We start from the raw sequence: 7,379 nt of genomic DNA, 5'->3' as shown, positions 1-7,379 counted from the left end.
CCAAAGGGCCGACGGTCTTCCATCCGCCACCGCGAGGCCAATAGTAGCACACACGGTCTGTTCTAAGTTACAAGGGCAGGGTGAGGGGGTGTCGCTGCGAGCGCGAAATATTCTAGTTTAAGGAATGATTTCTTTGCCGCGCCTCCCCCTCATCCGCCCTTCGGGCACCTTCTCCCCGAGGGGAGAAGGAGGACAGCTTCCAGTCCCAAACAAAAAAGCCGCCGGATATCGATCCGGCGGCTTTTCAAATTCCGATTGCCAGCAATTACTGGATTACGACGACCTTGGTGCTGTGACCCGGCAGAACACGGCTGTAGAGATCGATGACGTCCTGGTTGATCAGGCGGATGCAGCCCGAGGAAGCCGCGGTGCCGATCGAAGCCCATTCCGGCGTGCCGTGCAGGCGGAACAGCGTGTCCTGGCCCTTTTCATTGTAGAGATACATGGCGCGGGCACCGAGCGGGTTCGAGAGACCCGGGTTCATGCCGCCGTCGACATATTTCGCGATTTCCGGACGGCGCACTGCCATTTCCTTCGGCGGATGCCAAGTCGGCCATTCCTGCTTCCAGGCGACATAGGCGGTGCCGGACCAAGAGAAACCCTGCTTGCCGACGCCGATGCCGTAGCGCATCGCTTCGCCGTTGCCGAGGATATAATAGAGATGGCGCTCGCGCGTGTTGACGATGATCGTGCCTTCAGCCTCGTTGGACTGGTAGGCCACGATCTGGCGGCGGAACTGCGGCTTCACCTTCTGGATCGGGATCGCCGGCAGCTGGAAGCCGTTGTCACTGATCACGCCGTAATCACCATCGAAGGACTTTACGGTCTCGGTTGCGGAATTGGCTGTGGCGGTCGGCGTGGCTGCGGCCGTGGTGGCATAGCCAGTCATAGCGAGCGTCGCGACAAGGCCGAGTGCGGTGATAGCATTGCGGGTGCGCATGGAAGTCTCTTGGTACGTTGTGGCAGGGAAGGGGATGGTATTCACCATCTTTGAATATGGTTTATTTTCCATTAAACTTAGCTTTGCAAGCGGCAGCGCTCCTAGTTCAATGGCGCCGCTGCGCAAATTAAAGGGACATGGCTTTTTTGCAACGTTTCTTGCCGGTTCCTGAGGCAATTCATGACGATTTTGAGTGTTTACAATAATAATCCGTTAATAGATGGCCGCCAGTCGGAACGGGCGATGCTTGTACGTCGCGGCGTGCAACTATTACTGCATGAGATGCGTCACGCCATCTTGCCGGAGTTGCCGCTTGCAAGCGGCCGCCGCGCCGACCTCATCACCCTGTCGGAAAAGGGCGAGATCTGGATCATCGAGATCAAAACCTCGATCGAGGACTTCCGCGTCGACCGAAAATGGCCGGATTACCGCCAGCATTGCGACCGTCTGTTCTTTGCGACGCACAAGGACGTGCCGCTCGATATCTTCCCGGAAGACTGCGGGCTGTTTCTGTCGGATGGTTACGGCGCGCATATGATCCGCGAGGCGCCCGAGCATCGCTTGGCGCCGGCGACACGCAAGTCGGTGACGCTGAATTTCTCCCGCGCCGCCGCCCAGCGGCTGCTATTGGCCGAATGGGCGACGGGCAAGGATTTTTCACCTGAGTGATGGTTATTTCGGCGCGCGCTTGGCGAGGATGCGTTGCAGCGTGCGGCGATGCATGTTGAGGCGGCGAGCCGTCTCGGAAACGTTGCGCTCGCACATTTCATAAACGCGCTGAATATGCTCCCAGCGAACCCGATCCGCCGACATCGGGTTTTCCGGCACTTCGGCTTTTTCGCCCGGCCGCTGCGTCAGTGCCGCATAGACATCGTCCGCATCCGCCGGCTTGGCGAGATAGTCGAGAGCGCCGAGCTTTACCGCCGTGACCGCCGTTGCGATATTGCCGTAGCCGGTCAGGACGACAATATGTGTGTCGTCGCGCCGCTGCCGGATCGCCTCGATGACCTCGAGGCCGGTGCCGTCGCCGAGGCGAAGGTCGACCACGGCATATTTCGGTGGAGTGGCCTTGGATTTGGCGACGCCTTCGGCCACCGATTCCGCCGTCTCGACCGTGAAGCCGCGTGTCTCCATGGCGCGCGCCAGCCGGCGCAGAAAGGGACCGTCATCATCGACGATCAGCAATGTCGTATCCGGGCCGATATGGTCCGCGTTATCCTTGGCCCCGGCGTGGGGATCGGCAAGCTCTTTATCCGTCATCATCTTCAATCCCGGCGGCATCCCGCCTGCACAGTCCTACTGATTTTAACGATCGGTGTTTTAAGCCGTGAAACTCATTTTGTCGAATTACTGTCGATCAAAACGCGCGGCCATTCGACGCGGATCCGGGCGCCCGGCGTCTCCGGATCGCGATTGCCGAAGGAAATGGCAGCGCCCGAGCGTTCCAGCAGGGTCTTGGCGATGAACAGCCCAAGCCCGAGGCCGCCGGCCGTGTCGTCACGCTGACGCGTCGTGACGTAGGGCTCACCGATCCGCGTCAGGATATCGGGCGCATAGCCATTGCCGTCGTCCTCGATGATGATGATGAGCAGAGCCGGGTCGTACTCCACCGTGACGGTCACGGTCTTGCGGGCATAGTCGACGGCGTTTTCGATGAGATTGCCGAGCCCGTACATAATGCCGGCATTGCGGTTGAGCACCGGTTCGCCGGCCCTCGGGCTCTTTTCGACCAACTCCAGTTTTATGCCGAATTCCCGATGCGGCGCGATGACCTCTTCCATCATCGACGACAGCGTCAACCGCCGCATATGCGCCTCGTCTTCGGCCGACAGCGTCGTCAGCCGCCGCAGGATATCGCGGCAGCGTTCGCTCTGGCTGCGCAGCAGCGCCACGTCCTCGCGGAAGCGGTCGTCATGGAGGAGCTCGCGCTCCATCTCCTTGGCGACGACGCTGATGGTCGCAAGCGGCGTGCCGAGCTCATGGGCCGCCGCCGCCGCCAGACCGTCGAGCTGCGACAGATGCTTTTCCCGCTGCAACACCAGTTCCGTCGCCGCCAGCGCATCGGCAAGCTGCGACGCTTCCATGGAGACGCGATAGGCATAGAAGGCGGCAAAGGCCATGGTCGAGGCGATCGAGCACCAGACGCCGAGCTGCATGACGCTATGGACGTTGACCTCGACGCCGCCATACCAGGGCAGGGGGAAGGGTGAGAAGGCAAGGCCGGTGATGCAGATCATCGCCAGCACGATCAGCACCATGCTGTAGCGGATCGGCTGCGAGGCAAAGGAGATGATGACCGGCACGCAGACCAGTGCTGAAAAAGGATTGGCAAGACCGCCGGTAATCAGCAGCAGCCCGCAGAGCTGCAAGAGGTCGAGGCCAAGCAGCGCGAAGGCGGCCGGCGGCTCCAGCCGGTGCGTCGGCGAATAGCGCAGCGTCAGGAAGAAGTTGATCCAGGCAAGGCAAGCGATCAGCACGCAGCAGGCCAGGAGCGGCATCGGAAATTTTAGCCAGAAGGCGACGATCATCACCGTTGCCGTCTGGCCGCCGACCGCAAGCCAGCGCAGGCGCACCAGCGTCTGCAATCTCAGCCGCCGGCTGGTGTGATAGTCGTCCTGCAACTTGGCGTCCGCAATCGCGATCTTGTCCAATCCTCTGAAGAAGCTGGCCATGTTCAGGTTCCTCTCGGCTTGGTTCGTGTCGTCGGCGCGGCCTCGGCCGGATCTTCCGGCCAGGGGTGCCGCGGATAGCGCCCGCGCATGTCGGCGCGCACGTCTTTCCAGGATCCCGCCCAGAAGCCGGGCAGGTCGCGCGTCGTCTGGATCGGCCGGTGCGCCGGCGACGTCAGCTCCAGCACCAGCGGCAAGCGACCGCCGCCGATGGCCGGATGCTGCTTCAGCCCGAAGAGTTCCTGCACGCGGATCGTCAACAGCGGCTCCTCACCCTCATAGTGGATCGGATGGCGCTGACCGGTCGGCGCTTCGAAATGCGTCGGCGCCATCCGGCCAAGGTCTCGCTGCAGCTCGTGCGGCACCAGCGACATCAATCCATTGGAGAGCCCGCCGGCGGCGATATCAGAAAGACCCCGCGCCTCGGTCTGGAAAGGTGTGAACCAGTCTTCGAGCCGTAAGAGCAAGGCTTCATCACTCATATCGGGCCAGGGCTCGCCGATCGTCCGGTACAGGAAGCCGATCCTATCCCGCAATTGCGCCGCCTCCTTGGAAAACGGCAGCACGTCGATCCCGAGCTCGCGAATGCCCTCGGCCAATGCCTTTGCCGCCTTTGCACCCGATGGGCGCGGCAAGGGTGTCTCTTCAAAAATGATGGCGCCGAGCCGGGTGACGCGGCGGGCGCGCACCTGTCGGCTGGCCTTGTCGAAGACGCTTTGGTCTTCGGTGCGGATTTCGCCTGGCAGATGCTCTTCGACATCAGCCCGCGAAATTTCCGCCGCTGCCAGGATACGGGCTTGCGCCGCCCGGCCGGTCAGGTCGGCAATCACCAGCATCTGCGCGCCGGCAAGCTGCTCCGTCTCCGGCAGTTCAGCCCCACGCCCATTCGCCATGACGAAACGTCCGCGCCCGCCGCGTTGCAGGGCAATGCGATCCGGGAAAGCATGCAGCAGTAGGGAACCAGCCAATATCGGCGCACCCGCAGTCGCCGTCTTGCCGCCGCCCGCTGCCGTCGCCAGCCTTCCGGCCAATCGGCGCGCCGCCTCGGCCCGCTCGCCCTTTTCCGTCTTGAAGCGCCTGAGCCGCTCTTCCAGATCGACACTCGGCCCACCCAGTCCCTGTTCCGTCAGCAACACGGCGAGCATTGCTGCCTCCCGCGCCTGGCCGAAGTCCGCTGCCGAGATCACCATGGCCGACAGCCGTGGCGGCAAGGCCAGATCGCGCATCAGCTTCCCGCGCGCCGTTAAGCCGTTCTCGGCGTCCAGCGCGCCCAGCTGCCGCAGCAGCACACGCGCCTCATGGAGTGTGGTTGCCGGCGGCTGATCGACAAAGGCAAGCGCGGCGGGGTCCTGCACGCCCCAATGGGCAAGATCGAGCGCCAGCCCTGAGAGATCACTGGAGAGGATCTGCGGCGGCGTGAAGGCCGGCAGCGCCGCCGTCTGGCCAGGATGCCACAGCCGGATCGCAATACCGGGCTCCGTTCGTCCCGCGCGACCGGCCCGCTGGTCGGCGGAGGCCCGCGAGACGCGCACGGTCTCCAGACGGGTAATGCCGGTCGACGCCTCGAAGACGGGCAATCGCTGCATGCCGCTGTCGACGATGATCCTGACACCGTCGATGGTGATGGAGGTCTCGGCGATCGAGGTCGCCAGCACCACCTTGCGGGTGCCCTTCGGCGCCGGGCGGATCGCCGCGTCCTGTTCCTTCTGGCCGAGATTGCCGTAAAGCGGCGCGATGACTGTTTCCGGCGGCAACCGGCTTTGCAGTCGCTCGACCGTGCGGGTGATTTCCGCTTGTCCAGGCAGAAAGGCGAGGATCGAGCCCTGTTCCGTCGCATGGGCGTCGAGGATCGCCCGGGTTACCGTATCTTCTATCCGCTCGCCGGCCGGCCGGTCCTGATGGCGGATGTCGATCGGAAAGCCGCGGCCCATGCTTTCGATCACAGGCGGATCGTTCAGCAGCGCCGCCACCCGTTCGACATCGAGCGTCGCCGACATCACCAGGATTCGCAAGTCCTCGCGCAGGGCCGATTGCACGTCGAGCGCTAGCGCCAGGCCGAAATCCGCATCCAGCGAGCGCTCGTGGAATTCGTCGAAGATGACGGTGGAAACGCCAGTGAGTTCAGGATCGTCGAGGATCATCCGCGCGAACACACCCTCGGTCACCACTTCGATGCGCGTCTTCGCCGAAATACGATTATCGAGCCGCATGCGGTAACCGACGGTGTCGCCGACCTCTTCGCCAAGCAGCGAGGCCATGCGTGCCGCCGCTGCTCGTGCCGCTAGTCGCCGTGGTTCCAGCAGGATGATCTTGCCGTCGCCGCGCCAGCTCTGGCCCAGCAGGTAAAGCGGCACCAGCGTCGTCTTGCCGGCGCCGGGCGGCGCGGACAGGACCGCGCGCCGCTCCTGGCCAAGTGCCGTGCCGATATCGGCAAGCACATGCGAAACCGGCAGCTCGGGCAGCGGAGGCGTCATGGATGTCACGCCTGCCGGCCCCGCGCATATTCATAGGCCAGGATCGCGCCGGCCAGATCCTCGAGCGCCGCGCCCACCGATTTGAACAGGGTGATGTCGGTGTCGGTCGTGCGTCCCGGCTTTGTTTCGCGAACGAGCTCGCTGAGTTCGGCGCGGATGGCGCCCGCCGTCAGCACACCGCTCTTGAGCGGCTGCACGATATCGCCGGCTTCCTTCATCGCGCCGGCGCGCGTATCGACGAAAACCTCTGCGCGCCGGATCGCGGCGTCATCGGTTTCGCGCATGTCCGGCTTGAAGCCGCCGACAAGATCGAGATGCGCCCCGGGCTTCAGCCATTCGCCCTTGATCAGCGGCGTGCTCGACAGCGTTCCGCAGGAGATGATGTCGGCGCTGCGCACAGCCGCCTCGAGATCGGTAACGGCGGTGACATCCAGACCAAGGGCCTGCGCTTGGCCGGCGATGTCTGCCGCCTTGTCGTGATCGCGGCCCCATATGCCGATCCGCTTCAGGCTCCGCCCCTCGGCATGCGCCTGGATCAGGTTGAGCGACAGCCGCCCCGACCCACAGACAAGCAGCTCCTCAGCATCCGCGCGCGCAAGATAGCGCGCCGCCAGCGCCGAGGTGGCCGCCGTACGCCGTGCCGTCAGCTCGCCACCGTCGATCACTGCCAGCATCTCGCCGGTCTTGCCGGAGGACAGCAAATAGGTGCCGAAGATCGCCGGCAGGGCGCGGGTGGCATTGTCGGGAAAGACCGAGACCATCTTCACGCCCATATAATGTCCCGGCAGCCAGGCCGGCATCAAAAGCAGGGTCGCGTCGCTTTCGCCCGGCACCTCCATATCATGGTGATGCCTGACCGGCATGACGCAGTCGCCGGTAAACATGGAGGCGATCGCCTCGATCAGCGCCGGCCAGGCCAGCGCTGTACGTGTCTGCTCTTCATTAAGGACCAGCATTGTCCGCTCCTCTATTGCTTGAGACTTCTATTAGGTCTTAGCCGAGAAACTGGCAATTGCTGGTGCCGGCTGGCGGTGAACTCGATAGGGAAACCCGATTCCACGGTCTTCGTCCCTTATAAGAAGTTGGATTCCCCGATGACTCGTAAAATGAATCCGGAAAAGGCCCGTTAAAAGGACGATTTTCACTGCCATTCAATCGTCTCGACAAATCCATTAGTAAAATCAATACCTTATAAAAATGTCAGAATTTTTACAGATGGAGTGTTGACTAAGTTCTGGGGTGGGGTTTATAAGCCCACTCACTGAACGAGGGCGGCGGCGCTGCTAGCGACGAAGT

Annotated in this window: 7 protein-coding genes; 2 read left to right on the top strand and 5 right to left on the bottom strand. The window is 62.9% G+C overall.

Features of this window, described 5'->3' with window-relative positions; genetic code table 11:
- Window positions 1-265 precede the first annotated feature (265 nt).
- On the bottom strand, window positions 266-940 hold the full coding sequence (locus AC1RO0_RS31830) for a L,D-transpeptidase (protein ID WP_498596506.1): 675 nt from the start codon (window positions 938-940) through the stop codon (window positions 266-268).
- A 34-nt stretch (window positions 941-974) separates the two neighbouring features.
- On the opposite strand from AC1RO0_RS31830, the gene AC1RO0_RS31825 reads away from it, so the two are divergent.
- Both AC1RO0_RS31825 and AC1RO0_RS31820 read left to right on the top strand, forming a co-directional pair.
- Window positions 975-1,112: a hypothetical protein gene (locus AC1RO0_RS31825; protein ID WP_498596505.1), complete on the top strand. Its 138-nt coding sequence runs from the start codon at window positions 975-977 to the stop codon at window positions 1,110-1,112.
- A gap of 8 nt (window positions 1,113-1,120) precedes the next feature.
- Window positions 1,121-1,609, top strand: coding sequence for an MmcB family DNA repair protein (locus AC1RO0_RS31820; RefSeq protein WP_498596504.1), 489 nt, complete (start codon window positions 1,121-1,123; stop codon window positions 1,607-1,609).
- 3 nt (window positions 1,610-1,612) lie between these two features.
- Here AC1RO0_RS31820 and AC1RO0_RS31815 read toward each other — a convergent pair whose 3' ends face one another.
- The 4 genes from AC1RO0_RS31815 to lhpI all read right to left on the bottom strand — a co-directional run bounded on the left by AC1RO0_RS31815 (window position 1,613) and on the right by lhpI (window position 7,039).
- Window positions 1,613-2,200, bottom strand: a complete 588-nt coding sequence (locus AC1RO0_RS31815) for an ActR/PrrA/RegA family redox response regulator transcription factor (RefSeq protein WP_498596507.1) — start codon at window positions 2,198-2,200, stop codon at window positions 1,613-1,615.
- A gap of 74 nt (window positions 2,201-2,274) precedes the next feature.
- Window positions 2,275-3,612: an ActS/PrrB/RegB family redox-sensitive histidine kinase gene (locus AC1RO0_RS31810; protein ID WP_498596503.1), complete on the bottom strand. Its 1,338-nt coding sequence runs from the start codon at window positions 3,610-3,612 to the stop codon at window positions 2,275-2,277.
- Between the two features lie 2 nt (window positions 3,613-3,614).
- On the bottom strand, window positions 3,615-6,083 hold the full coding sequence (gene hrpB, locus AC1RO0_RS31805) for an ATP-dependent helicase HrpB (RefSeq protein WP_498596502.1): 2,469 nt from the start codon (window positions 6,081-6,083) through the stop codon (window positions 3,615-3,617).
- Window positions 6,084-6,088: 5 nt separating this feature from the next.
- The gene (lhpI, locus tag AC1RO0_RS31800; protein ID WP_498596501.1) at window positions 6,089-7,039 is read right to left on the bottom strand and encodes a bifunctional Delta(1)-pyrroline-2-carboxylate/Delta(1)-piperideine-2-carboxylate reductase; all 951 of its coding nucleotides are present in this window, start codon (window positions 7,037-7,039) and stop codon (window positions 6,089-6,091) included.
- Window positions 7,040-7,379 lie beyond the last annotated feature (340 nt).

It is taken from the genome of Rhizobium sp. GW821-FHT14E12 (genome assembly GCF_058803745.1).
The sequence above is the reverse complement of the archived record's forward strand: the minus strand, read 5'-3'. Positions and strand labels throughout refer to the sequence as shown.

What these genes read in the sequence shown, in the direction of transcription:
- AC1RO0_RS31830 (WP_498596506.1), bottom strand. Translation starts at nt 940, where the DNA reads ATGCGCACCCGCAATGCTATCACCGCACTCGGCCTTGTCGCGACGCTC.
- AC1RO0_RS31825 (WP_498596505.1), top strand. Translation starts at nt 975, where the DNA reads ATGGTATTCACCATCTTTGAATATGGTTTATTTTCCATTAAACTTAGC.
- AC1RO0_RS31820 (WP_498596504.1), top strand. Translation starts at nt 1,121, where the DNA reads ATGACGATTTTGAGTGTTTACAATAATAATCCGTTAATAGATGGCCGC.
- AC1RO0_RS31815 (WP_498596507.1), bottom strand. Translation starts at nt 2,200, where the DNA reads ATGACGGATAAAGAGCTTGCCGATCCCCACGCCGGGGCCAAGGATAAC.
- AC1RO0_RS31810 (WP_498596503.1), bottom strand. Translation starts at nt 3,612, where the DNA reads ATGGCCAGCTTCTTCAGAGGATTGGACAAGATCGCGATTGCGGACGCC.
- hrpB (WP_498596502.1), bottom strand. Translation starts at nt 6,083, where the DNA reads ATGACGCCTCCGCTGCCCGAGCTGCCGGTTTCGCATGTGCTTGCCGAT.
- lhpI (WP_498596501.1), bottom strand. Translation starts at nt 7,039, where the DNA reads ATGCTGGTCCTTAATGAAGAGCAGACACGTACAGCGCTGGCCTGGCCG.